Source organism: Streptomyces sp. T12 (assembly GCF_028736035.1).
In the GTDB taxonomy this organism is placed as follows: Bacteria; Actinomycetota; Actinomycetes; order Streptomycetales; family Streptomycetaceae; genus Streptomyces.
In genome coordinates, this window is the sequence record NZ_CP117866.1 from 3,054,989 (window position 1) to 3,080,354 (window position 25,366).

Genomic DNA, 25,366 nt, shown 5'->3' on the forward strand with positions numbered 1-25,366 from the left:
TACCCTGAGAGCATGGCCACCCCACACAAGACCCGCCGCCCCGATGAGCTGACCCTCGAGGTCGTCGACCTCATCGGCGCGGTCGTGGCCCGCTACCACGAGGAGTACGACGAGGCCGCCGCCCAGCACGCGCTGACCGGCGCGCAGGCGCGGCTGCTGAGCCTGCTGTCGCTGGAGCCGCTGCCGATGCGGAAGCTGGCGCAGCGGCTGCGGTGCGAGCCGTCGAACGTGACCGGCATCGTGGACCGCCTGGAGTCCCGGGGCCTGGTGGAGCGCCGCCCGGACCCGGCGGACCGGCGGGTGAAGCTGGCGGCGGCGACGGACGAGGGCCGGCAGGTGGCCCGCAGCCTGCGCGAGTCGCTGCGGTTCGCCCGTGAGCCGCTCGCGGGGCTCTCCGAGGAGGAGCGGCTGGCGCTGCGGGATCTGCTGCGGCGGATGCTGGGCGTGGAGGTCTAGGCCCTGTCGTTTGGATCAGGCCGGCTGAGAGGTGCGGTGCCTTTCAGCCGACCCGAGCCGGGGGCGATGGGGGTCCCCCCGCGCGAGCCGGGCGAAGCGGGTTCGAGCGTGGGGGAGTCGGCGAGTGACGACAACGCGGCAGATGGGCGTGCCAGGGCCCGCGACGCCGGCCTGATCCAAACGACAGGGCCTGGGTCGCCACTTGCGGGTGCCCCGGGCCGGGGTGAGGATCGGAACGTGGTGTTCTACCGCTCGGGCATCCGTGAGGGGTGTGATGGGCGTGAAGGCGCGCTCCGTCGGAGGGGGCCGTGGCGGTCCCGCCTTGAAGGCGGTGACTCCGGACGGTGACCCGGTGCTCGCCGCACGGCTCGCGGTGCCGGCGGTGCCCGGGACGTTCGTGCGCAGGGACCGGCTCGTCGAGCAGCTGGCCGAGGGTGCGCACGGTCCACTGACCCTGGTCAACGGTCCCGCGGGAGCAGGCAAGACGCTGCTGGTCGCCGACTGGATCACGGCCTACGAGCCGGGGGCCGTCGCCTGGTTGACCGTGGAGCCGCAGGACAGCGCGCCCGGCGTCTTCTGGTCCTACGTACTGCATGCCTTTCGGCACCACGGGGTCGCCCTGCCCGACGACATCGGCAGCCCGGCCCGCCCCGGCGAGGTGGACCACTCGCTGCTCGCCCGTCTCGCGGCCTGGCTGAACGCACGGGACAGCCGGGTGACCCTCGTCCTGGACGAGTTCGACCGGGTGGCCGGCGCTGCCGCCGTGGCCGACGAGCTGCACTTCGTGCTCCGCCATGCCGGCGACGGACTGCGCCTGGTGATCATCAGCCGCACGGAGCCGCTGCTGCCGCTGTACCGCTACCGGGCCGCCGGTGAACTCGTCGACATCCGCGCCGACGACCTGGCCTTCCGCGCCGAGGAGACGTCGGCCCTGGTCGACCGGCACGGGCTGCCGCTGTCGGCCGAGGCCGCGCGCGTGCTGACCGAGCGCACCGAGGGCTGGGCGGCGGGGCTGCGGCTGTGCACGCTGGCCGCGCAGCGGGCCGCCGACCCGGAGAGCTTCCTGAAGGACTTCGAGGCCGGGCACAGCACGGTGGCCGACTTCCTGCTGGGCGAGGTGCTGCGCGCCCACCCCGCCCAGACCCAGGACCTGCTGCTGCGCACCAGCATCCTGGAGGAGACCCACCCCGATCTGGCCAACGCCCTCACCGGGCGGGACGACGCGGAGCCGATCCTGGAGGAACTGCAACGGGCGAACGCGTTCGTCGAGCCCATCGGGCATTCCTGGTACCGGCTGCACCCGCTCTTCGCCGAGATTCTGCGGGTGCATCTGCGCGTGCGCCACCCCGGCCTGGAGCCGGAGCTGCACCGTACGGCCGCCGAGTGGCTGAGCCGGGCGGGCCTGCTCGACGAGGCCCTGCCGCACGCGGCGGACGCGGGTGACTGGGAGCTTGCCGCCGCCGAGCTCATCGACCATCTGGCGATCGGCCGGCTGCTGACCGGGCTGGCCGCCGAGCGGCTGGACGGCCTCTTCGCGAGGATGGCGCCGGAGGCGTCCGGGCCCGCCCCCGACCTGGTGCGCGCGGCGCGCGAGCTGGCCCGCCACGACGTCGACCGGGGTGTCACGTATCTGCGCCGCGCGGAGGAGAACCTGCCGGGCGGCGGCACCGACGACGCCGCGGCGGCGCGGTTGAGCTGTGCGGTGCTTCGGGTGCTGGCCGCCCGGGTCGCGGGCTCGGCGGACCTCGCCGAGACGGCCGCGAGGGACGCCGCGGAGGCGGAGCGCGCCCTGCCGGCCGACCAGGTGGAACGGCATCCGGAGCTGACGGCCCGCATGCTCACCGACCTCGGATCGGCCCAGCTGTGGGCGGGCCGCTTCGACGCCGCGGGCGCGACGCTGTCCGCCGCCGTGGACGCCGCCCAGGGGCGCTCGACGGCGTTCGCGCGGCACGAGGCCCTCGGCCGGCTGGCTCTGATCGACTTCCTGCACGGCCGGCCGGGCCGGGCCGAGGCGCATGCCCGTGGGGCGATCGCCGAGGCGGAGCAGTCGGGGCTGCCGGTGTCCGAGCGGACCGGGATGGCCCAGCTCGTGCTGGCGGCCGTAGCCATCGACCGCGACGACCTGACGCCCGCCCAGGGCCATCTCGACCAGGCGGCCGCCACCTCCGCCGCCTCCCGCGATCCCGTCGTGGCCGTGGAACTGGCGATCCTGCGCTCACGGATGCTGGTCGCGAGGGGCGACCCCCGGGCGGCACTGCTGGCTCTCGACGACATGGCGAAACAGCCCCTGGTATTCGCCGAGCCCTCCCCCTGGGTGAGCGACCGCATCGCCATGGCCACGGCCGCGGCGCATCTGGCCGACGGTGATCCGAAGGCGGCGGTGAAGGTCTTCGAGGAACAGCGGTCGCACAGCCCGGAGAGCCTGGCGGCCGAGGCACGGGCACGGGTGGCCGCGGGCGACCGCGAGCGGGCCCTCGGCATCCTCGACGAACTCCCCGAGCCCCAAGACCGGGGACCGGTCATCGAGGTGTGGGTGCTGCTGACCCGTGCGCAGGCCGTCGACGCGCTCGGCGACGCGGCCGCCGCGGAGAGCCTGGTCCTGCGGGCCCTGACGGCCGCGCGTCCGCATCACCTCAGGCGGCCGTTCCTGGAAGCCGGGCCGTGGCTCAGGCGGCTGATGCTCCATCGGCCCTCGCTCGCCCGGGAACATGCCTGGCTGACCAGCACACTCTCGCCGCAGCCCGCCGCCTCGCGGCAGCGGGACGAGTCCGTGGGCCCGAGCCCCGAGCCGCTCAGCACGCGGGAACGGGACGTCCTGGAACGGTTGGCCCAGCTCATGTCCACCGAGGAGATCGCCGCCGACCTGCATCTGTCGGTCAACACGGTGAAGACCCACCTGAAGAGCATCTACCGCAAGCTCTCCGCCACCCGGCGCGGCGAGGCGGTCCGCCGGGCCCGCGAACTCGGGCTGCTCTGACGCGTCACCTCACCCGGGTGATGCCACCCCGCGCCCGGTCGCCCAGCATGAGGTCATGCGCTACGAGATCCGCGTCGACGGGGAGATGTCGGACGAGCTGACCACGGCGTTCCCCGAGTTGGACACTTTCGTCGCCCCCTGCCAGACCGTGCTGTACGGCAAGGTCGACGACGAGGCGCATCTTTACGGCCTGTTGATCCGGTTCCAGTCGCTGGGGCTGCGCGTGGCGGAGTTCCGTCGGCTTCCGGAGTGAAGCGCCGGCCGCGGGGGGCGTACAGCACAACCGCGTCGTAAGCACAGGCCGTCGTACGGCTCAGCCCGCGAGTACCTTCGCCTTGGCCCTCTCGTACTCGGCGTCGGTGATGTCGCCGTGGTCGTGCAGCCCGGCCAGCTTGGTCAGCTCGTCCACGCGGGTCGCCTGGGGCGCCCCGGTCGCCGGGGCGCCGGCGGCCGCCTCCTGGACGTAGGAGCGGAATGCGTCCTCCTGCCGCTGCATCTGGCGCACATCGCGCTCACCCATGCCGCGGCCGCGGGCGATCAGGTACACGAAGACGCCGAGGAACGGCAGCGCACAGACGAAGACCGTCCAGCCCGCCTTGCCCCAGCCGCCCATGTCGTCGTCCCGAAAGATGTCCCCGATGACCCGGAAGAGCAGGACGAACCACATGACCCACAGGAAGAACCAGAGCATGGTCAGGAACGCGTTGAGCAGCGGATAGTCCACGGTTGCCTCCACATGCCGACCGCCGTGCCGCCACGGCGGCGCCCGAAGCCTGACGTGCTCCACGCTGCGCCTGTCGGCCGGGGACGGCATCACCCGGAGCGGGTGGGGTGTGCGCCGAGGCCGCGGTCAGGCGAGGATCAGCAGGATGAAGATCCCGCAGACGATGATGTTGATCAGCCAGCTGTGCGTGTTCATCCAGTCGCGCACATGCGGCATGGCGGCGATCGCCCTGCGGTGGAACAGCAGCAGGAACAGCAGGGGAAGCGCGGCGATGAGCACGGTCGCCGCGATGAACGGCAGTGCCTCGGCGAAGTTGGCGTCCGCCTGCGCCAGGTTCGTGCCCACCGTCAGCATGACGACGATGTCCGACGGCATCAGCAGGATGATGAGCAGCCCGACCTTGAGGGCTTTCCTGGGATCCGCCGACATGAGCGTGCCCAGCCATTTCGGTGGCTGAATGCTCTCGCGGCGGACCCAGTTCTTGATCGCGGCCGCCACCAGGAGGCCGACCAGCACATACTGGATGATCTTGCCGCTCGATCCGGAGTCGCCGGGGTCGCCCAGGTCGAACAGGGAGGCGAGGCTCCAGGTGATCGCGGTGCCGACGGTGGTGGCGGCGGCGACACCGACGAGGAAGGCGACCGACACCCGCACGGCTCTGGGTGTCGTGACGAAGATGATCGCCGACATGATCTGCGGGCCGGCCATCATGGTCACGGCCAGCGGCAGCACATTCAGACCGTCCACCTCGGCTCCTGCCTCAGGACGTCAGGACGTCAGGACCTTGGACTTGGCTTGCTCGTACTCGGCGTCGGTGATGGCGCCCCGGTCGTGCAGCGCGGCCAGCCTGCCCAGCTCGTCCGCCTTGACGCCCGGCGTCTTCGGTCCCGGTGCGGCGGGGGCTGCGGCGGCCTGCTGGACGTACGCGCGAAACGCCCGCTCCCGGTCCTGCGCCCGGCGCATCTCGCGCTCGCCCATCCCGCGCCCACGGGCGATCAGGTAGACGAAGACACCGAGGAACGGCAGCACACACACCGTCAGCGTCCAGCCCGCCTTCCCCCAGCCGCTGAGCGCGTCGTCGCGGAAGATGTCGCCGACCACGCGGAACAGCAGCATGAGCCACATGATCCACAGGAAGAACCAGAGCATGGTCAGGAACACGTTGAGCAGGGGATAGTCCATGATCGCCTCCGTCGGCCTGCTGCCGCGACGGCCGCGCGGCTCCTGAGGGCCCGACGCCTTTCACCGTGCGCCGGACCGGGTCCGTGCGGCATCACCCCTCACGGGTGGGCTGTGCGTGCTCCTCGACCCGGCCGCCGGCCGCGAGCACCGCCAGGACCGCCAGGACGGCGAGCAGGACGAGCGCGAACACCAGGATCGTGAGCGCGGTGGGCCGGTTCCACACCGCGAAGACGAAGGCCAGAACCGCCAGCGCGGACAGGGCGATCGAACGGCGGTGGGTCTGTGCCCACACGCCCACCCGTCCGGCGCGGATCTCGTGCCCGTAGGCCCAGCCGGCCGCCGAGTCCGCGGTGCGGTCGCAGGCGCGGCGGATCGCCACCGGCAGTCGGCCGGGGCCGATCAGATAGGCGCCGAGCGCGACCACGATGCCGAGCACGATCGTCGTGACCAGGGCGTAGCGCAGGAAGCGCAGCAGCGTGTCGAAGACGGCCGCCGCGGCCGCGTCCGACTGCACGGCGGCCGGGAGATGGTCCAGGTAGTAGCGGCGCACGACGACCAGGGCGATGACCACCACCAGGCAGGCGAAGGCGGCGCCCAGCGCGGTGCGGGCCAGCGCGCGCCGCCGTCGGCGGGCCACCAGCACCCCGGCCGCGCCGATCAGGACGGTGAGGACGGGCAGCCAGTGGCCGACCACGTCCAGCAGGTGCGCGCCGTCGCGGATCTTCTCCAGCTCCTCGGACTGGAACAGCACCAGCTGCTTGTCGACCTGGGGGATCTTCTCCGCGGGCGACAGCCCCGCTTCGACGAGCTGCTGTTTCACCTGCTCGACGACATCGCCGACGTCGAGGGTGACTGTGCCGCCCGAGACCCCCACGGCGCCCCGGCCCTCTCCGGTGAGGGCGTGCACGACGGCGTTGTGGGCCCGTTCGTTGGCGTTCTTCCACGTCGTGGCGAAGGCGTCGCTGTGCACGATCCGGGTGACGACCTTCGTCACCGCGCCGTCCACGGCCGAGTCGATCTGCGGCCCGAGTCCCCGTACGGCGGCGGTGGCCCGGGGCGGCAGGCCCTGGGAGCGCAGCCAGTCGGCGAGTTCCGCGGCGGCCTGGTCGCCGTCGATGCGGACGTCCACGGCCTCCGAGATCCGGTGGACGGCCGCGTCCTGGATGGCCGGCTCGGTGGCCAGCGGGGCGACCGTGGACACGTACCGGTCGGTGTCGAGCGCGATGTCGTGGACCCACACCGTGATCAGCGCGACGGGCACCAGGATGCAGGTGACCACGATCAGCACCGCGGACGCCGTGGCCCGGGCGATGCGCCCGGGCGCGGAGGGCTTGTGCGCGGCGCTCATGCGGACTCCGGTCCTTCAGGGGCCCCTCCCTCCCCTCCATTGCGTCCGCGCGGCGCTCAAAGGGCACGCCCGGCAGGTCCATACGGGTCATGCCCGCATCCGGGGCCTGGTCCGCATCCGGGGTCTGCCCGCATCCGGCGCCTAGTCCGCCATGGGATCCTTCCGCACCACGCACAGCGCCCAGATGATGAACGCGTACATCGCGATCAGCGTGAGCGACCAGACCGGGTAGTACGGGATGGACAGGAAGTTGGCGATCAGCAGCAGTGCCGCGATACCGATGCCGATGACCCTCGCCCAGGTCTGCGCCGTGAACAGGCCGAAGCTCACGATCACGGCGATCGCCCCGAACAGCAGGTTGATCCAGCCCCAGCTGGTCAGGTCGAACTTGAAGAGGTAGTTGGGCGTGGAGACGTAGACGTCGTCCTCGGCGACGGCCATGATCCCCCGGAAGACGTCGAGGATCCCGGAGATGAACAGCATCACTCCGGCGAACAGCGTCAGGCCGGTGGCGGCAGCCTGCCTCCCCTCCCGATGGCGGGGGGTAGCGGTGGTGGCCATGTCCGGCCTCCTTTCCTGACCGGGCTGCGGCGCGCAGCCGTACACCCCCGAGCCTGATCCCCAAGGGCCCCACCCGTCGTCACCCTCGAAGGGTGAGGACGCTCCGGCCGGTGCCCTGCTGCCATGGGACCAGGGAGTGGGCGCCAGGCCTGAGGAGGGCGGCTCGATGAGCGATGGTGCCTGGGCGGGGCTGGCGGTGGCGGGTGTCACCGCCGCCTACGCCCTCGGCTCGCGTCGGCTGTCGGCGACGCCGGTCACGTCGGCGATCGTGTTCACGGGCAGCGGCGTCCTCATCGGTCCCGCCGTCCTCGACGTCGTCGACATCGAGCACTACGCCGCCCCCGTCACGGCCCTGATGGAGGCCGCCCTGACCCTGGTCCTGTTCACCGACGCCATGACCGTCCGGCGACGGGACCTGACCACGGGCGGCTTCCTGCCCGCCCGGCTGCTCGGCATCGGCCTCCCGCTGTGCATCGCCGCGGGCTGGCTGCTGGCCTGGCCGCTGCTGCCCGGGCTGACCGTGTGGGAGCTGGCCCTGGTGGGTGCGATCCTCACGGCGACCGATGTCGCCGTGGGCAAGACCGCCATGACGGAGCCCTCCGTGCCGCCGCTCGTCCGCCACGGTCTCAACGCGGAGAGCGGTCTGAACGACGGCCTGGTGCTGCCGTTCTTCGTCGTCTTCGCCGCCGGCGTCCCCGGCACGTCCTACGCGCAGGAAGGCGTCACGGGCACCTTCTGGCGCTCCCTGCTGCTCAGCGGCGTCCTGGGCCTGCTGGCCGGCGACATCGGCGGGCGGCTGCTGCGGGCGGCGCGGGCCCGTGGCTGGGTCGCACGGCGGTGGGGGCAGTTCTACGTGCTCGGCGTCGCCGTATCCGCGTACGAACTGGCCGTCCTCACCGACGGCAGCGGCTTCATCGCGGCCTGGGTCGCCGGGTTCGCCTTCGGACACGCCGTGCGGCGGCACCGGACCGGCGGCGGCAGGCCGCAAGGCCCGGACCGCACACCCGAGTTCGCCGGGAACCTCGGCGCGCTGCTGGCGTCGATCAGCCTGATGGTCTTCGGGGCGGTACTGCTCGGCCCGGCGCTGGAGCACCTGACCTGGGAGATCGTCCTGTACGCCGTGCTCAGCCTGACGGTCGTGCGAATGCTCCCCGTCGCCATCGCCCTGCTCGGCAGCGGGCTGCGGTTGCCGACGGTCGCGTACATCGGGTGGTTCGGGCCGCGCGGTCTCGCCTCGGTCGTCCTGGGGCTGCTCGTGGTCGAGGAGCAGGTGCCGGGGACGCAGACGCTGGGTAGGGCGGTCGCCGTCACCGTCGCCCTCAGCATCGTGCTCCAGGGCATCTCGGCCGCGGCCCTCGCCCAGCGGTACGGCCGCTGGTACGCGCGCGCCTGCGCCGCAGCCCGTGAGCACGGCGAGCACGGGCTGCGGGAGGGCGCGTCCGTGCCCTAGATCGTGTCCGCAAAGTCCCGCCGCGCGAGCTCGGGTTCGCGAGTGGGGGTGCCCCCTCTGGGGGAGCGTGCCAGGCGTCGCGGGGCAGGCGGGACCTTGCGGACACGGCCTAGGGGCGCCTGGTCACGCCGTCAGATCGGTCCGGGCGGTGACGCGTCCCTCGGTCACGGCGTCGGCCAGCGCCCGGTGGTCGCGTTCGTTCTGGTCGGCGTAGGCCTGGGCGAACTGCACCAGGGCCCGGTCGAAGGTGTCGCCGCGGCCGAGATAGGCGGCGATGGCGATCGGGTCGCCCGAGCGGGCGTGTGCCCGGGCCAGTGCGGCGCCGCACAGGCGGGCGAACAGCCCCAGAGTTTCGGCGTCCATGGTCTCCGGACGGGCGATGCCCTTCCAGTCCCGCAACTGCCGTACGTAGAAGTCGCGTTCGCGGCCGTCGAAGCCCGTGACGTGCTTCCAGCCGAGGAAGATGTCGCTGGCGGCCTGCATGAGCCGTTGCCCGGCCACCACCCGCTCGCCCTGGTTCTCGTACGGGCTCGCGCCGCAGTGGGGGGCGAGGACCGACTCGCCCGCCTCCTTGGCCTGGAGCAGGAGCGGGTCCTCGTCGTCACGGCCGAGCAGCAGGATGATCCAGCAACGGGTGCCGACACTGCCGACCCCGACGACCTTGCGCGCCATGTCGGCCACATGGAACCGGCTCAGCAGGTGCCGCCGCTCCGACGACAGGGTGTCCGCGTAGCCGGCCACCAGTTCCCGCAGGGTCCGCCCCAGTTCCTCGCCTTGCGTGCCGGGCAGCAGCTCCGTAAGGGGTGTGATCAAGGGGGGATCCGAGATGATCCGGTGTTGGCCGTCCACCACTCGGGTCAGCTTCGCGGCCGCCTGCAGACTCGTCCGGCTACGGGCCTTCTCCGCCGCCCGGGAGGCCCGCCGCTCGTCCTCCTTGCCCGGCGGCTTGGGCAGGAGCGCCGCGATCTGGTCGAAGTCGTCCCGCGCGTACCAGACATCCAGGGTGGGCAGGGCGGCGAACTCCCGCATGCGCTCGCGGTAGGACTCCACCGCGGCGCGGACGAGGGTGTCGCACGCCTTCGCCGGGAACCCGTTGGCCCGGCCGGCGATCACCAGACTCGCGGCGAGGCGCTTGACGTCCCACTCGAACGGGCCCGGCAGGGTCTCGTCGAAGTCGTTGATGTCGAAGACGAGATGGCGTTCCGGGGAGGCCAGGAGCCGGAAGTTCAGCAGGTGCGCGTCGCCGCACAGCTGGGCGTACAGCCCGGTGTGCGCACTCGCGCCGAGATCGGACGCCATGATCGCCGCGGCTCCCCGGTAGAAGCGGAACGGCGATTCGAGCATCCGGCCGTAGCGGACGGGGACCAGCTCGGGAACGCGGGCGCCGGACTGCCTGTCGATGATGTCGACGGGGTCCGGCCGTTTCTCGTCGGGCTCGTAGACGGCATGGCCGGAGCGCGGCACGCGCGCGCGAGCCTCCTTGCCCCGTGCCGCGCGCTCCGCCGGGGAGAGCGGGCCGTTGTTCACCAGGGAGAGCGGACCGTCGTGCGTCGTCGCCATGACCGGACCTCCTTGCCCGCATGGTCACAGCCCGGTACCGCCGGTGGGATCACCCGGAGCAGGTGATGTGGGGCCACCAAGACGGTCTACGTGCACCACCAGAGGAACCGGTTGCACGTCTCCGACGGCGACGGGTCCGGCGTCGGGTCCGACGCGGTCGGTTCCTCCGTCGGCGCCTGCGTCTGCGGGTCGGACGTCGGGGCGGGGCCCGAGGTGGACGTACCGGAGCCGCCGCTGCCCGTCGTCGCCGACTGCTCGTCCTGGTCCGGGGTCTTGTCCGCGCCCTTCTTCTTGTCCTCGTCCTTCGGCGACTTCGAGGCCGAGGGAGAGGTCGAGGGACCGGGTGAGGGTGAGTCCTCCCCGGCCGTCCCCGTCGTGCCGTCCGTCGCGTCCGGGGACGCGGACACCTCTTCCGCCGCCGCGCCCTCCGCCGACTCGTCCCCGGCCGCCGCCGGCTTCGGACTGCTGCCCGGGGCGTCCATGCCGAGTTCCGCGAGGCTCAGCCCCCCGGCGGCCAGGACGAACCCCGCGGCGATCAGCAGGGCCCGGCGACGGCGGCGCCGGTGCGCGGCAGCCTTGCGATCGCGACGGCTCACACCGCCCGCGCTCTCCTCGTCGTCGTCCAGGTCGTCCAGGTCATCCAGGTCGTCGCGGTCGTCGTCGCTCTCCGGCTCGTCGTCGTAGCGGTCGCGGCCGTCGTCGTCGCCGTCCGGGTACGCGTCGCCCTGACCGCCGTCGCGGTGGCCGTTGTGGTCCTGGTACGCGCCCTCGTGGGCGGCGTAATCGCCCTGGTACCCGCCACCGCCGTACCCGGCACCCCCGTACTGCCCCTGTCCGTCGTACTGCCCGCCGTACTGGCCCTCGTACCCGCCGTACGCGCCCCCGGCCCCCATCGCCCCCGCCACCGCCTGCGCAGCCTCCGGCGCGGCCCTCTGGGCGGGTATCTGCTGGGCCATGGGAGGCATCTGCGGATACGCGTCACCCGCACCCGCGTACACGCGCAGCTCTTCGACCGCGGCGCCGCACCCCGGGCAGGCGAGGGCGCCATTCAGGTGCCGTCGGCACGGGTAGCAGTAGTCCATGACGCGGGAAGACTAAGGAACCGACCCACACCTTTCCTAGCGGCTGCTGTGAAAGTTGTGTGCGGAAATGGCCAACGTCAAGCGGCCCGTCGCACGTACGCCGTGCGACGGGCCGCGTCGGCCCAAGTGCCCAGGTCCGGCCTATGTTTGCTTGCGCGTAGTCATCGCCCGCTGGATCAGGATGAACGCGCCCAGCAGCACACCCGTGGCGATCTTCGTCCACCAGGAGCTGAGCGTGCCCTCGAACTGGATGATGGTCTTGATCAGGCCCAGTACGAGGACGCCGAACAGGGTGCCCAGGACGTAACCGGAGCCGCCCGTCAGCAGCGTGCCGCCGATGACGACCGCGGCGATGGCGTCCAGCTCCATGCCGACGGCGTGCAGCGGGTCACCGGACTGGATGTACAGCATGAACAGCAGGCCGGCCAGCGCCGAGCAGAAGCCGCTCACCGTGTACACGGCGATCTTCGTGCCGCCCAGCGGAAGCCCCATCAGCAGCGCCGACTGCTCGTTGCCGCCGATGGCGTACACCCGGCGGCCGAAGCGCGTGTAGTGGAGGATGTAGAAGGCGGCGGCGACGACGACCAGGGCGACGAGGGCGCCGATCGACAGCTCCCCCAGTCCGATCGACACCCGGGTCTGGGCCATGCTGCTCACCGTGGAGTCGCTGATGGAGATGGACTCCTTGCTGATGACCAGGCACAGGCCCCGGAAGAGGAAGAGGCCGGCGAGGGTCACGATGAACGGCTGGATCTCGAAGTTGTGGATCACATAGCCCATGAGGAAGCCGCCGAACGCGCCCACCCCCAGGGCGAGCGGGATGACCAGCAGCAGCGGCAGGCCCTGCCGCTCCACCAGCCACGCCGTGAACATGGTGGTGAAGCCGATCAGCGAGCCGACGGACAGGTCGATGCCGCCGGCCATGATGACAAAGGTGGCGCCGACGGCGGCGACCAGCAGATAGCCGTTGTCGATGAACAGGTTGAGGAAGACCTGCGGTTCGCCGAAACCGTAGTTCTGGTAGCGGCTGAGACCGCCGATGTACATCGCGAGGAACAGGCCGACCGTGACCAGGACGGGCAGCCGCCGGTCGCCGAGCAGACGCGCGGCCGTGGACGCCTGGGCCGGCGTGGACGGCGTACGGCCTTCCGCTGCCGTACGTGTCTTGGTGGTCGCGCTCATCGCGACACCTCCATCTTCGGGGCGGCGTCGGCCGGGGTGGCGGGCTCCGCCGGGGCGGTGGTCCGGGCGCGTCCCTTCGCGCCGAAGACCTTGGCCCGGAACTTCGGGGACTGCAGCAGGCAGACGACGATGACGACGGCGGCCTTGAAGACCAGGTTGGTCTGGGTGGGCACGCCGATGGTGTAGATCGTGGTGGTCAGGGTCTGGATGACGAGGGCGCCGATCACGGTGCCGCCGATGGAGAACCGGCCGCCGAGCAGCGAGGTGCCGCCGATGACGACCGCGAGGATCGCGTCCAGCTCGATCCACAGGCCGGCGTTGTTGCCGTCCGCGGCCGAGGTGTTGGAGCTGATCATCAGGCCGGCGATGCCCGCGCACAGGGCGCAGAACATGTACACCATGATCTTGATGCGCATGGACCTGATGCCGACCAGGCGGCTGGCCTCGGCGTTGCCGCCGACCGACTCGACGAGCAGGCCGAGCGCGGTGCGGCGGGTCAGGGCCACGGTGACGGCCACGACGGCGGCCACCACGAAGATGGAGAAGGGCAGGGTCAGCCAGTAGCCGCCGCCGATCAGCTTGTACGGCTCGCTGTTGATGGTGATGATCTGGCCGTCGGTGATCAGCTGGGCGACACCGCGTCCGGCGACCATGATGATGAGGGTCGCGATGATCGGCTGGATGCCCATCCGGGCGACCAGGAAGCCGTTCCACAGGCCGCAGACCACGGCCGCCACCAGGCCGATGCCCATGGCGAGGAAGACCCCCGCCAGCGCGTTCTGATCGGCCTGGTCGCTGATGTACGAACAGGTCAGGGCGCCGGTGATGGCAACCACGGCGCCGACGGAGAGGTCGATGCCGCCGGTGGCGATGACCAGGGTCATGCCGACCGCCACCAGGATCAGCGGCGAGCCGAACAGCACGATCGAGACGAGGCTGCCGTAGAGGTGGCCGTCCGCCATCCGGATCGCGAAGAAGTCGGGTGTGAAGGGGACGTTGACGAGCAGCAGGGCGATCAGGACCGCGACCGGCCAGAACAGGTGGTGGTGCGTCAGTGCTCGCCAGCGGGAGGGGGTGGTCGCTGATGGGGTACTCACTGGTGCTCTCCGCTCGCGATGGTCTCCAGGATCTTGCTGGTGGTGATCTCCGGCCCGTTGGTCAGCTGTGCCACGAGCTTGCGGTCGCGCAGCACTCCGATGGTGTGGCTGAGCCGGAGCACCTCCTCCAGTTCGGCCGCGATGTACAGCACGGACATGCCGTCCTCGGAGAGGGAGACCACGAGCTTTTGGATCTCGGCCTTGGCGCCGACGTCGATGCCGCGCGTGGGCTCGTCGAGGATCAGCAGCTTCGGCTGGGTGATCAGCCAGCGGGCGAGCAGCACCTTCTGCTGGTTGCCGCCGCTCAACTGGCCGACGCGGGCCTCGGGGTTGGCGGGGCGGATGTCGAGGGCCTTGATGTACTTGGCGACGAGTTCGTCGCGCTGGGAGGCCGGGATGGGCCGGGTCCAGCCGCGGGACGCCTGGAGGGCGAGGATGATGTTCTCGCGGACCGTGAGGTCGGGGACGAGGCCCTCGGTCTTGCGGTTCTCCGAGCAGAACGCGACACCGGCGCCGATGGCGTCGTTGGGGGCGCTCATCGAGACCTGCTTGCCGGCGACCGTCAGCTTGCCGCTGTCGGGCTGGTCGGCGCCGAACAGCAGCCGGGCCAGTTCGGTGCGGCCCGAGCCGAGCAGTCCGGCGAGGCCGAGCACCTCGCCCTTCTTGATCTCCAGGTCGAAGGGGGCAATACCGCCGGTGCGGCCGAGGCCCTCGGCCTTGACGAGCGTCTCGCCGACGTCGGAGCGCAGCTGGTGCTCGTGCAGCCCCTCCAGCTGGTCCAGGGCCTTGCCGATCATCAGCTCGATCAGCCCGACCTGGTCGAGGTCGGCCACCATGTGCTCGCCGACCAGGGTGCCGTTGCGCAGCACGGTCATGCGGTCGCAGATCTCGTAGATCTGGTCGAGGAAGTGCGACACGAAGAGGATCGCGACGCCCTCGTCCCGCAGCCGCCGCATCAGGCGGAACAGTTCGAGGACCTCGTCGCGGTCGAGGCTGGAGGTGGGCTCGTCCAGGACGAGCACCTTGGTGCCGGAGCCCTCGCCGTCGCTGTCGCCGTGGCCCACCGACCGTACGATCGCGACCAGTTGCTGCACGGCCAGCGGGTACGAGGACAGCGGTGCCGTCACGTCGATGTCGAGGCCGAGCCGGTCGACCATCTCCGCGGCCTGCTTGCGTATCTGCTTCCACTGGATACGGCCCGCGCGGGTGGGTTCACGGCCGATGAAGATGTTCTCCGCCACCGAGAGGTTGGGGCAGAGGTTGACCTCCTGGTAGACCGTGCTGATGCCGGCGTGCTGCGCCTCCAGCGGGCTGCCGATCCGCACGGCCTTGCCGTCGAGGGTGATGGTGCCGCCGTCCAGGGGGTGCACCCCGGTCAGCACCTTGATGAGGGTGGACTTCCCGGCTCCGTTCTCGCCCATGAGGGCGTGAATCTCGCCGGGGAAGAGCCGGAAGTCGACGCCCGACAGAGCCCGTACCCCCGGAAATTCTTTGACAATGCCCGTCATCTCCAGGACGGGCCGCGGCTCTGCCATGGCAGCGCTCCTCTTGAAATGCGTTCAGGCCCGCAGGGAGCCTCCCGGGACCGGATGGTCGTGGTCGGCCGGAGGCTCCCTGCCGGTGGGTGCGGTCGGTCAGTACTTACGGGTGGGGAGCGCGTCCTTGGCCTGGTCCTGCATGAAGTCGCTCTCCTTGGTCTTGATCCAGCGCTCGACCTTGCCGCCCTCGTGGACCGTCTTCACGACCTCCATCAGCTGGGGGCCGAGCAGCGGGTTGCACTCGACGATCGCGTTGATCTTGCCTTCCGACATGGCGATGAAGCCGTCCTTCACACCGTCGACCGTGACGATGAGGATGTCCTTGCCGGGCTTCTTGCCGGCCGCCTCGATGGCCTGGATGGCGCCGAGACCCATGTCGTCGTTGTGCGCGAACAGCACGTCGATGTCCGGGTTGGACTGCAGGAAGGCCTGCATGACCTGCTTGCCGCCGGCGCGGGTGAAGTCACCGGTCTGGCTGGCGACGATCTCCCAGTCGTCCTTGTGCTCGGCGTCCATGACCTCCTTGAAGCCCTTGGCGCGCTCGATCGCGGGGGCGGCACCGGTGGTGCCCTCCAGCTGGGCGATCTTCACCTTGCCCTTGTGGCCGGCCTTCTCCAGAACCTTCTCCAGGATCTTGGCGGCACGGCGGCCCTCGTCGGTGAAGTCGGAGCCGACCAGGGTGACGAACAGGGACTCGTCGCTCTCGACGGACCGGTCGGTCAGGATGACCGGGATCTTCGCCGCCTGGGCCTCCTTGAGCACGGCGTCCCAGCCCTTGACGACCACCGGCGAGAAGGCGATGACGTCCACCTTCTGTGCGATGAAGCTGCGGATCGCGGAGATCTGGTTCTCCGGCTTCTGCTGCGCGTCGGAGAACTGCAGTCTGAAGCCCGCCTCCTTCGCGGCCGCCTTCACCGAGTCGGTGTTGGCGGTGCGCCAGCCGCTCTCGGAGCCGACCTGGGCGAAGCCGAGGGTGATCGCCTTGCTGCCGCCGCCGGAGGAGTCGGAGGAGGAGCCGTCCTCCTTGGCGCAGGCCGCCAGACCGGCCGTGGCCGCCACGCCGACCGCCGCAGTGAGGAAGTTCCTTCTGTTGAGCATGTCTTCTCCTTTGAAGAGCCGGCCCGGGGATGGACCGCTGGTACTCGGTTGGTACTCGTGTGGACCGGCTGCACTGCGTCCAGCCTGTCGATCATCGTTCGAAATATCGGCCACGCTTGCCCGAAGGGCGAACGACGACCGGGTGGTGCGATGTCAGCCGGGAGCGGCTCCCGGTTGCGGAAGGTACGGGAACGTGCTTGCGCGGACGACGAGTTGGGGTTCGATGGAGACCTGGGACGTCCCGGAGGCGGTACGGCCCTCGATCAGGTCCAGCAGCAGGGCGATGCTCCGCTTGCCCACCGTCGCGAAGTCCTGCCGGACGGTGGTGAGCGGCGGGGCGAAGAACTCCGACTCCGGAATGTCGTCGAAGCCGGCCACCGCGACATCCTGGGGCGTACGCACGCCCGCCTCACGCAGCGCCCGCAACACCCCCAGCGCCATCTGGTCGTTGGCCACGAAGACGGCGGTCAGGCCGCGCCCCACCCAGCCCGCCAGTTCCTGGCCGGCCCGGTAGCCCGACAGCGGGCTCCAGTCCCCCCGCAGCAGCATCGGTGGTTCCACGTCCGCCTCTTCGAGGGTCGCCCGCCAGCCGGCGACCCGGTCCACCGCCTCCTGCCAGTCCTCGGGCCCGGCGAGATGCCAGACCCTGCGATGGCCTGCGGCGAGCAGATGGCCGGTGGCCAGCCGTGCGCCCAGATTCTGGTCCACGTTGACGCTGGGGACCCCGGCGCCCGAGCCGGTGCCCACGGCCACCACCGGGAACGGATGGCGGAGTTCGGCGAGGGCCTCGACCGCCGACCGCTGCGGGGCGATGGCGATGACCCCCTCCACTCCGCCCTCGCTGAGGCGGTCCAGGGCCTCGGACAGCGTCTCCACCGTCAGCCTGCGCAGACTGACCGTCGAGACCAGATAGCCCTCGGCACGCGCCGCCTCCTCCAGCGCGAACAACGTACTGGCCGGACCATAGAGCGTGGTGTTGGAGGCGACCACACCCAGGGTCCGGGTGCGCCGGGTCGCCAGGGCCCGTGCGGAGAAGTTGCGGCGGTAGCCCATCTCCTCGATCGCGCGCAGCACCCTGGCCCGTGTCTCGTCCCGCACATTGGGGTGGTCCCCCAGCACGCGGGACACGGTCTGGTGGGACACACCGGCCTGGCGGGCCACGTCGGCCATGGTGGGCGGCCGAAGCTGCGAGTGGGTCACAGCCGCACCTCCTTGGCGGTCGTCTGCCGATAAGACCTGCGCCGAGGGCCGATGGTTCGGCTCCGGCGGCGTCATGCCGGTGTTCCGGGGGGACCAACGGCACGGGGCGGGAAGGCGAGTTGAAGCACTGCTGACACGACGCTCATACCTCCTTGCATGCCGTCGGGGCCGACTGGTGAATGCGGACGTCATTGTGAGCGCTAACAATTCATGCCGGTCAAGAGGGCTGCGCCAGAGAAGTCGTCACGGTTGAATAACGCGACCGGCGGCGGAGGTTGCAGGGCCGAGGGTGTTTCGCCTGGTCAGGAGCGCTCCGAGCACCCACCATGGGAGGCATGCACGCACCCTCGGAGAGCCCGGCGACCTTCGTGGCACACCCCGTCGCATCCGCCTCGTCGGCCGTCTCCGCCGTCGCGTCGAAACCGTTGTTTGTAGACCCATTGACACTCGCATGTGGTCGTCCCTACTGTCGCGACCAGCATTTCGAACGAGTGACGAGATTTCGAACAGACCGAAGAGGACAGGGAGTACCGTGCGCATCACGGGAATCAGCACACACGTGGTCGGAACGCCATGGCGGAACCTGACCTACGTCCAGGTGCACACCGACGAGGGACTCACCGGCGTCGGCGAGACCCGCATGCTGGGCCACACCGACGCGCTGCTCGGTTATCTGCACGAGGCGAAGACCAATCACATTCTCGGCTCCGACCCGTTCGCTGTCGAGGATCTCGTCAAGCGGATGAAGTACGGCGACTACGGCCGGGCCGGCGAGATCGTGATGTCCGGCATCGCCGTGATCGAGATGGCCTGCTGGGACATCAAGGGCAAGGCGCTCGGCGTGCCGGTCTGGCAGCTGCTCGGCGGCAAGGTCACCGACAAGGTCAAGGCGTACGCAAACGGCTGGTACACCACCGAGCGGACGCCCGAGGCGTACCACAAGGCGGCCCAGAAGGTCATGGAGCGCGGTTACCGGGCGCTCAAGATCGACCCGTTCGGGACCGGCCACTTCGAGCTGGACCACGAGCAGAGCCTCTACGCGGTCTCCCTGATCGAGGCCGTGCGCGACGCCATCGGCCCGGACGCCGAGCTGATGCTGGAGATGCACGGCCGGTTCTCCCCCGCCACGGCCGTCCGCCTGGCCAAGGAGCTGGCGCCCTTCAAGCCCGCGTGGCTGGAGGAGCCGGTGCCGCCGGAGAACCTGAAGGCGCTGGAGAAGGTCGCCGCCAAGGTCGACATGCCGGTCGCCACGGGTGAGCGCATTCACGATCGCATCGAGTTCCGTGAGCTCTTCGAGAGCCAGGCCGTGGACATCATCCAGCCGGACGTCGGCCACATCGGCGGTATCTGGGAGACCCGTAAGCTGGCCGCCACCGCCGAGACGCACTACATGCTGGTCGCGCCCCACAACGTGGGCGGGCCCGTGCTGACCGCCGCCTCCCTCCAGGTCGGCTTCACCGCCCCCAACTTCAAGATCCTTGAGCACTTCAACGACTTCGCGGACGCGGAGATCAAGAAGGTCATCAAGGGCGCCCCCCAGGTGAACCCCGAGGACGGCTGCTTCCACCTCTCCCACGAGCCCGGTCTCGGTGTGGAGCTGGACGTCGACGCCGCCGCGGAGTTCCCGCAGCAGCAGGCCCGGTTCGACCTGTGGGCCGACGGCTGGGAGCAGCGCAAGCCCAAGGGCACTGAGTGAGCGCCCACACCCGCCGGCCCGGCATCGGGAGGACCCAGTGAGCACCGCCGTCGTGATCGAGGCTCCGGGCGAGCACCGGCTCGTCCCGCACGAGCCCCGGCAGCCGGAAGCGGGCGAGGCCCTGGTCCGGGTGCACGCCTCGGGGATCTGCGGCAGTGACCGCGAGGTCTTCCAGGGCAACCGGCCGGAGGGGTACGTCCGCTATCCGCTCACGCCGGGCCACGAGTGGTCCGGGACGGTGGCGGCGGTCGGTGACGGCGTCCCTTCGAGCCTGGTGGGCCGCAAGGTCGTGGGCGAGGGCTTCCGTAACTGCCAGGTCTGCGACCGCTGCCACGCGGGCGAGACCACCCTGTGCACGGCGGGCTACGAGGAGACCGGCTTCACCCAGCCGGGCGCCATGGCCACCACACTCACGCTTCCGGCCCGGCTGCTGCACGTGCTGCCGGACGACGCGGATCTGACGGCGGCGGCGCTGCTGGAGCCGGCCGCGTGCATCGCGGCCGCCGCGCTCAAGGCGAACGCGGTGCCGGGCGAACGGGTGGCCGTGGTGGGCACGGGGACGCTCGGGATGTTCGCCGTTCAGTTCCTGAAGGCGGGCTCGCCGGCCGAGCTGCTCGTCGTGGGGACGCGTCCGGACCGGGCCGAGCTGTCGAAGCGGTTCGGCGCCACGGACTTCCGCACCAAGGACGAGGAACTCCCCGACGACTTCGACGTCGTCATCGAGACCGCCGGGTCCGCGGACGCGGCGCGCACCGCCGCCGCCCTGCTGCGCCGCGGTGGACGGCTGATCCTGACGGGCATCCCGGCGCCGGGCGCGGACGGGCTCGACCCGACCGATCTCGTCGTACGGCAGCTGGAGGTGCAGACCGTGTTCGGCGCGGCGCCGCAGGCCTGGGCGCACACCGTGCGGGTCTTCGGGGCGGGACTCCTCGACCCGCTGCCGCTGGTCACGCACGAGCTGCCGCTGGAGGAGTTCCCGCAGGCCATCGAGTTGGTGGGGTCCGGCGACCCGAAGGTCGGAAAGGTCCTGCTGCGGCCATGACACACCCCTGAGCCGTACGCCGGTACGGGGTACCTGACGACTTCGTACCGGCGTACACCCAAAGCCCCGCACGACCAGAGCCGCGACCCTCGTCCGATATATCGAACATGAAGGACAGCTTGTGACCGACACCAACGCTCAGACGCCACGCCGCCCCGGCGAGCAGGCGCTCGCCGCACTCGGTCTGGGGGCGCCCGCCCTCGACCCCTCCGACGCCTCTCCGCACACCTTCCCCGGCGGTGGCCGCTGGCGCACCGAGGTTCCCTCCGTGGAGGGCCCCGAGGCGCTCGGCGTGGTCCTCAAGGAGGCCTCGCGGCTCGATGTGCCGATCCACCGGATCAGCCAGGGCAGCGGTATCTGGATGCTCACCGACGCCGAGATCACCGAGATGGTGGAGGCGACCGCCGAGCGCGACATCGAGCTCTGCCTGTTCACCGGCCCGCGCGGCACCTGGGACATCGGCGGCTCCACCCGTACCGACTCCAAGGGCGGCGGGCTGCGCGCCCGGGGCCACGACGCGGTCGCCGGGTGCGTCGAGGACGCCGTACGCGCCACCGAGCTGGGCGTGAAGTGCCTCCTCGTCGCCGACGAGGGTGTGCTGTGGACGCTGCACCGGGCGCGGGCCGCGGGGATCCTGCCGGCCGACACGACGCTCAAGGTGTCGGCGCTGATCGGTCCGGTCAACCCGACGGCGTACGCCGTGTACGAGAACCTCGGCGGCGACTCGATCAACGTGCCGAGCGACCTGACACTGGATCACCTCACCGAGATCCGCCGCGTCTCCGCCGCCCCCATGGACATGTACATCGAGGCCCCCGACGATCTGGGCGGCTACATCCGGATGTACGAGGTCGCCGAGCTGATCCGGCGCGGCGCACCGCTCTACCTGAAGTTCGGGCTCTCCAAGGCGCCCGGGATCTATCCCTACGGGCACCACATGCGGGACCTGACGCTGGCCACCGCCAAGGAACGCGTACGGCGCGGACGCCTGGCGTTGGACCTGCTCGCACGGCACGGAGCTGACGGCGATATGGCGCCTCTCGGTTCACGGCTGCCCGGGACGCTGAAGCGATTCGAAATTCCCGCATAACGTTCCGGATAAACCCTCTTCACAGAAGACGACGCAGTCGAACACAATCCGACACACCCTCGGTCAACCAGCACAGCCCTCGCGGCAGCGTCTTCGCATCGCCAGACCGAGCCCTGCCACACACACATCAAGGATGATGACCATGCGCACTCGCAGAGCCGCACTCGCCGCCATAGCCGGAGCCGCCTCCCTCGCCCTCACCCTGTCCGCCTGTGGCCAGAGCGGTGAGGGCGGCAGCAAGGACGACGGCGGGGACGCCAAGGGCGGGACCATCGGCATCTCGATGCCGACCAAGTCCTCCGAGCGCTGGATCGCCGACGGCAAGAACGTCGTCGCGGACCTGGAGTCCAAGGGCTACAAGACCACGCTGGTCTACGGCGAGGACGACCCGGACCAGCAGGTCTCGCAGATCGAGAACCTGATCACGCAGGGCGTGAAGGCGCTGATCGTCGCGGCCATCGACAACAAGTCGATGAACAACGTGCTCCAGCAGGCCGCCGACGCCAACATCCCGGTGATCTCCTACGACCGCCTCATCCTCGGCACCAAGAACGTCGACTACTACGCGTCGTTCGACAACGAGAAGGTCGGCGAGCTCCAGGGCAACTACATCGTCGAGAAGCTCGGCCTGAAGGACGGCTCCAAGAAGGGCCCGTTCAACATCGAGCTGTTCGCCGGCTCCAACGACGACAACAACACGCGCTACTTCTTCGGCGGCGCGATGAAGGTCCTGCAGCCCTACATCGACAAGAAGCAGCTCGTCGTCAAGTCCGGCCAGACCCAGCTGACCCAGGTCACCACCCTGCGCTGGGACGGCGGCACCGCCCAGAAGCGCATGGACGACATCCTGACCTCGAAGTACCGGTCGGGCAGGGTCGACGCGGTCCTCTCGCCGTACGACGGCATCTCCATCGGCATCCTCTCGGCGCTGAAGTCCGACGACTACGGCTCCAAGAACAAGCCGCTGCCGATCGTCACCGGTCAGGACGCCGAGGTCGCCTCGGTGAAGTCGATCATCGCCGACGAGCAGTCGATGACCGTGTACAAGGACACCCGCGAACTCGCCAAGGTGGCCTCGAACATGGTCGACGCCGCGCTCAACGGCAAGAAGCCCGAGGTCAACGACACCAAGACCTACGACAACGGCTCCAAGGTGGTCCCGGCCTACCTGCTCACGCCGGTCAGCGTCGACAAGACCAACTACAAGGAGGCGGTCGTCGACTCCGGCTACATCAAGGAAAGCGACCTCAAGTAACCACCCGCCCACTCTGATTGGAAGGCACGACCATGGCGGGACCCGTCCTGGAAATGCGCTCGATCGTCAAGACCTTTCCCGGCGTCAAGGCGCTGTCGGACGTCACACTGACCGTCCAGCAGGGCGAGGTCCACGCCATCTGTGGGGAGAACGGCGCCGGTAAGTCGACCCTGATGAAGGTCCTCTCCGGCGTCCACCCGCACGGCACCTACGAAGGGGACATCCTCTTCGAGGGAGATGTCTGCGAGTTCAAGGACATCCGGGCGAGCGAGCACCGCGGCATCGTCATCATCCACCAGGAGCTGGCGCTGTCGCCGTTCCTCTCCCTCGCGGAGAACATCTTCCTCGGCAACGAGCACGCCAAGGGCGGGTTCATCGACTGGCGGGAGACCCTGCGGCACGCCACCGAGCTGCTGCGCCGGGTAGGACTCAGCGACCACCCGGACACCCGCGTCGCCGACATCGGCGTGGGCAAGCAGCAGCTCGTGGAGATCGCGAAGGCGCTGTCGAAGAGGGTGAAGCTGCTCATCCTGGATGAGCCGACCGCCGCCCTGAACGACGAGGACAGCGACAAACTCCTGGATCTGATCCTGGAGTTGAAGAAGCAGGGCATCACCTCGATCATCATCTCCCACAAGCTCAACGAGATCCGCAAGGTCGCCGACTCGGTGACGATCCTCCGCGACGGCCAGACCATCGAGACGCTCGATGTGAAGGCGCCGGAGACCACCGAGGACCGGATCATCAGCGGGATGGTCGGCCGGGACCTGGAGCACCGCTTCCCCGACCGCACCCCGCACGAGCCGGAGGAAGGCGCGGCCCCCGCGCTGGAGATCCGCAACTGGACCGCGCACCACCCGATCGACCAGCAGCGCAAGGTCGTCGACGACGTGTCGATCCAGGTGCGGCGCGGTGAGATCGTCGGCATCGCGGGCCTGATGGGCGCCGGCCGCACCGAGCTCGCGATGAGCGTCTTCGGGCGCACGTACGGCCGTTACGCCGGCGGCACGGTCCTCAAGGACGGCAAGGAGATCCGTACGAAGTCCGTCCCCGAGGCGGTCAAGCACGGCATCGCCTACGTCACGGAGGACCGCAAGCACTACGGCCTCAACCTCATCGACACCATCAACCGCAACATCTCGCTCAGCGCGCTGGGCAAGGTCGCCAAGCGGGGCGTGGTCGACGAGCACGAGGAGCGGCAGGTCGCCGAGGGCTTCCGCAAGTCCATGAACATCAAGGCGCCGACCGTCTTCGAACCGGTGGGCAAGCTGTCCGGCGGCAACCAGCAGAAGGTCGTCCTCAGCAAGTGGATCTTCGCCGGTCCCGATGTGCTGATCCTGGACGAGCCGACGCGTGGCATCGACGTCGGTGCCAAGTACGAGATCTACACGGTCATCGACCAGCTGGCCGCCCAGGGCAAGGCGGTCGTCTTCATCTCCTCCGAGCTGCCGGAGCTGCTCGGCATGTGTGACCGCATCTACACGATGGCCGCGGGGCGGCTGACCGGCGAGTTCTCGCGGGCCGAGGCCTCGCAGGAATCGCTGATGCGTCAGATGACAAAGGACAAAGAGGTATCCCGATGAGCACGGATGTGACCGCCAAGACCCCGGCCCCCGCGCCGCCGGGCAAGAGCGGAGGGGCCGCGGGCGACGGCCTGCTCCAGCTGGTGATGGAGGGCATGCGCCGCAACATGCGGCAGTACGGCATGCTGATCGCCCTCGGCCTGATCGTGGTGCTGTTCGCCGTGTGGACCGACGGCGACCTGCTGCTGCCGCGCAACGTCTCCAACCTGGTGCTGCAGAACAGCTACATCCTGATCCTCGCGATCGGCATGATGCTGGTCATCATCGCGGGCCACATCGACCTGTCGGTCGGCTCGTTGACGGCGTTCGTCGGCTCGATGGCGGCCGTGTTCATGGTCAAGAACGACATGCCATGGCCACTCGCCGTCCTCCTCTGCCTGGCGATGGGCGCCCTCGCGGGTGCCGCACAAGGGTTCTTCATCGCGTACGGCGGCATACCATCCTTCATCGTGACCCTCGCGGGCATGCTGATCTTCCGCGGTCTGACGGAGATCTTCCTGGAGGGCCAGACGCTCGGCCCGTTCCCGGAGGGTCTGCAGAAGGTCTCCAACGGCTTCCTGCCCGAGGTCGGCCCGAACACCAACTACCACAACCTCACCCTCTTGCTGGGCTTCGCGATGATCGCGTTCGTGGTCTTCCAGGAGTTCCGGGACCGCCGCCGGCAGCAGGAGTTCTCCCTCGACGTCCCGCCCTTCAAGCTGTTCCTGCTGAAGCTGGTCGCGCTCGGCGCCGCCATCCTCACGCTGACGATGCTGCTGGCCAGCTACAAGGGCGCCCCGATCGTGCTGCTCGTCCTGGGCGTGCTGCTCGTCGGCTTCGGCTACGTCATGCGCAACGCGATCATCGGCCGCCACATCTACGCCATCGGCGGCAACCTGCCCGCGGCCAAGCTGTCGGGTGTGAAGGACAAGAAGGTCACCTTCCTGGTCTTCCTGAACATGGGCATGCTCGCGGCCCTGGCGGGTCTGGTCTTCGCCGCCCGCTTCAACGCGGCCTCTCCCAAGGCCGGCCTCAACTTCGAGCTGGAGGCGATCGCGGCCTCGTTCATCGGCGGCGCGTCGATGAGCGGCGGCGTCGGTACCGTCCTCGGCGCGATCATCGGTGGCCTGGTCCTGGGCGTGCTGAACAACGGCATGAACCTCGTCGGCATCGGCACCGACTGGCAGCAGGTCATCAAGGGCCTGGTGCTGCTGGCGGCGGTCGGGTTCGACGTGTGGAACAAGCGCAAGGTCGGTTCGTAAGCGC

Annotated in this window: 22 protein-coding genes; 10 read left to right on the forward strand and 12 right to left on the reverse strand. The window is 70.0% G+C overall.

What is annotated here, in order from left to right:
• The first annotated feature begins 12 nt into the window (after positions 1 to 12).
• The 3 genes from PBV52_RS13620 (at position 13) to PBV52_RS13630 (ending at position 3,686) form a co-directional block, all read left to right on the forward strand.
• Positions 13 to 456 carry a MarR family winged helix-turn-helix transcriptional regulator gene (locus PBV52_RS13620; protein WP_274238614.1) on the forward strand — a complete coding sequence of 148 codons (444 nt, stop codon included), beginning with the start codon at positions 13 to 15 and terminating at the stop codon, positions 454 to 456.
• Positions 457 to 787: 331 nt separating this feature from the next.
• Entirely contained in the window at positions 788 to 3,433 is a 2,646-nt protein-coding gene (locus PBV52_RS13625) for a LuxR C-terminal-related transcriptional regulator (RefSeq protein ID WP_274238615.1), read from the forward strand.
• A 55-nt stretch (positions 3,434 to 3,488) separates the two neighbouring features.
• A complete protein-coding gene (locus tag PBV52_RS13630; RefSeq protein ID WP_274238616.1) occupies positions 3,489 to 3,686 on the forward strand; it encodes a hypothetical protein in 198 nt (65 codons plus the stop codon).
• A 60-nt stretch (positions 3,687 to 3,746) separates the two neighbouring features.
• Here PBV52_RS13630 and PBV52_RS13635 read toward each other — a convergent pair whose 3' ends face one another.
• From PBV52_RS13635 to PBV52_RS13655, 5 genes are all read right to left on the reverse strand, one after another.
• Complete coding sequence (locus tag PBV52_RS13635) at positions 3,747 to 4,157, reverse strand: SHOCT domain-containing protein (protein ID WP_274238617.1); 411 nt, start codon at positions 4,155 to 4,157, stop codon at positions 3,747 to 3,749.
• A 126-nt stretch (positions 4,158 to 4,283) separates the two neighbouring features.
• A complete protein-coding gene (locus PBV52_RS13640; RefSeq protein ID WP_274238618.1) occupies positions 4,284 to 4,904 on the reverse strand; it encodes a GAP family protein in 621 nt (206 codons plus the stop codon).
• A gap of 21 nt (positions 4,905 to 4,925) precedes the next feature.
• Complete coding sequence (locus PBV52_RS13645) at positions 4,926 to 5,339, reverse strand: SHOCT domain-containing protein (RefSeq protein WP_274238619.1); 414 nt, start codon at positions 5,337 to 5,339, stop codon at positions 4,926 to 4,928.
• Between the two features lie 91 nt (positions 5,340 to 5,430).
• A complete protein-coding gene (locus tag PBV52_RS13650; protein WP_274238620.1) occupies positions 5,431 to 6,687 on the reverse strand; it encodes a hypothetical protein in 1,257 nt (418 codons plus the stop codon).
• A 141-nt stretch (positions 6,688 to 6,828) separates the two neighbouring features.
• Complete coding sequence (locus tag PBV52_RS13655) at positions 6,829 to 7,248, reverse strand: hypothetical protein (protein WP_274238621.1); 420 nt, start codon at positions 7,246 to 7,248, stop codon at positions 6,829 to 6,831.
• Positions 7,249 to 7,414: 166 nt separating this feature from the next.
• On the opposite strand from PBV52_RS13655, the gene PBV52_RS13660 reads away from it, so the two are divergent.
• Positions 7,415 to 8,698, forward strand: a complete 1,284-nt coding sequence (locus PBV52_RS13660) for a sodium:proton antiporter (RefSeq protein WP_274238622.1) — start codon at positions 7,415 to 7,417, stop codon at positions 8,696 to 8,698.
• Positions 8,699 to 8,821: 123 nt separating this feature from the next.
• Here PBV52_RS13660 and PBV52_RS13665 read toward each other — a convergent pair whose 3' ends face one another.
• The 7 genes from PBV52_RS13665 to PBV52_RS13695 form a co-directional block, all read right to left on the reverse strand.
• Positions 8,822 to 10,258 carry a DUF2252 domain-containing protein gene (locus PBV52_RS13665; protein ID WP_274238623.1) on the reverse strand — a complete coding sequence of 479 codons (1,437 nt, stop codon included), beginning with the start codon at positions 10,256 to 10,258 and terminating at the stop codon, positions 8,822 to 8,824.
• 86 nt (positions 10,259 to 10,344) lie between these two features.
• Positions 10,345 to 11,340, reverse strand: coding sequence for a hypothetical protein (locus tag PBV52_RS13670; protein WP_274238624.1), 996 nt, complete (start codon positions 11,338 to 11,340; stop codon positions 10,345 to 10,347).
• A gap of 141 nt (positions 11,341 to 11,481) precedes the next feature.
• Entirely contained in the window at positions 11,482 to 12,522 is a 1,041-nt protein-coding gene (yjfF, locus tag PBV52_RS13675; protein WP_274238625.1) for a galactofuranose ABC transporter, permease protein YjfF, read from the reverse strand.
• On the reverse strand, positions 12,519 to 13,619 hold the full coding sequence (locus PBV52_RS13680; protein ID WP_048582369.1) for an ABC transporter permease: 1,101 nt from the start codon (positions 13,617 to 13,619) through the stop codon (positions 12,519 to 12,521). Before PBV52_RS13680 ends, yjfF begins: the two co-directional genes overlap by 4 nt.
• Positions 13,616 to 15,154, reverse strand: coding sequence for a sugar ABC transporter ATP-binding protein (locus PBV52_RS13685; protein ID WP_274238626.1), 1,539 nt, complete (start codon positions 15,152 to 15,154; stop codon positions 13,616 to 13,618). The genes PBV52_RS13680 and PBV52_RS13685 overlap by 4 nt, the downstream gene beginning before the upstream one ends.
• A gap of 99 nt (positions 15,155 to 15,253) precedes the next feature.
• The gene (locus PBV52_RS13690) at positions 15,254 to 16,255 is read right to left on the reverse strand and encodes an ABC transporter substrate-binding protein (RefSeq protein WP_274238627.1); all 1,002 of its coding nucleotides are present in this window, start codon (positions 16,253 to 16,255) and stop codon (positions 15,254 to 15,256) included.
• Between the two features lie 153 nt (positions 16,256 to 16,408).
• A complete protein-coding gene (locus tag PBV52_RS13695) occupies positions 16,409 to 17,455 on the reverse strand; it encodes a LacI family DNA-binding transcriptional regulator (protein WP_274238628.1) in 1,047 nt (348 codons plus the stop codon).
• Positions 17,456 to 17,987: 532 nt separating this feature from the next.
• Here PBV52_RS13695 and PBV52_RS13700 point away from each other — a divergent pair.
• From PBV52_RS13700 to mmsB, 6 genes are all read left to right on the forward strand, one after another.
• A complete protein-coding gene (locus PBV52_RS13700; protein ID WP_274238629.1) occupies positions 17,988 to 19,151 on the forward strand; it encodes a mandelate racemase/muconate lactonizing enzyme family protein in 1,164 nt (387 codons plus the stop codon).
• Between the two features lie 37 nt (positions 19,152 to 19,188).
• Positions 19,189 to 20,193, forward strand: coding sequence for a zinc-binding dehydrogenase (locus PBV52_RS13705; protein ID WP_274238630.1), 1,005 nt, complete (start codon positions 19,189 to 19,191; stop codon positions 20,191 to 20,193).
• Between the two features lie 121 nt (positions 20,194 to 20,314).
• Positions 20,315 to 21,283: a hypothetical protein gene (locus PBV52_RS13710; RefSeq protein ID WP_274238631.1), complete on the forward strand. Its 969-nt coding sequence runs from the start codon at positions 20,315 to 20,317 to the stop codon at positions 21,281 to 21,283.
• Positions 21,284 to 21,425: 142 nt separating this feature from the next.
• On the forward strand, positions 21,426 to 22,538 hold the full coding sequence (chvE, locus tag PBV52_RS13715) for a multiple monosaccharide ABC transporter substrate-binding protein (RefSeq protein ID WP_373921861.1): 1,113 nt from the start codon (positions 21,426 to 21,428) through the stop codon (positions 22,536 to 22,538).
• A gap of 32 nt (positions 22,539 to 22,570) precedes the next feature.
• Positions 22,571 to 24,121, forward strand: a complete 1,551-nt coding sequence (mmsA, locus tag PBV52_RS13720; protein WP_274238633.1) for a multiple monosaccharide ABC transporter ATP-binding protein — start codon at positions 22,571 to 22,573, stop codon at positions 24,119 to 24,121.
• On the forward strand, positions 24,118 to 25,362 hold the full coding sequence (mmsB, locus tag PBV52_RS13725) for a multiple monosaccharide ABC transporter permease (protein ID WP_274238634.1): 1,245 nt from the start codon (positions 24,118 to 24,120) through the stop codon (positions 25,360 to 25,362). The genes mmsA and mmsB overlap by 4 nt, the downstream gene beginning before the upstream one ends.
• Positions 25,363 to 25,366: the final 4 nt, after the last annotated feature.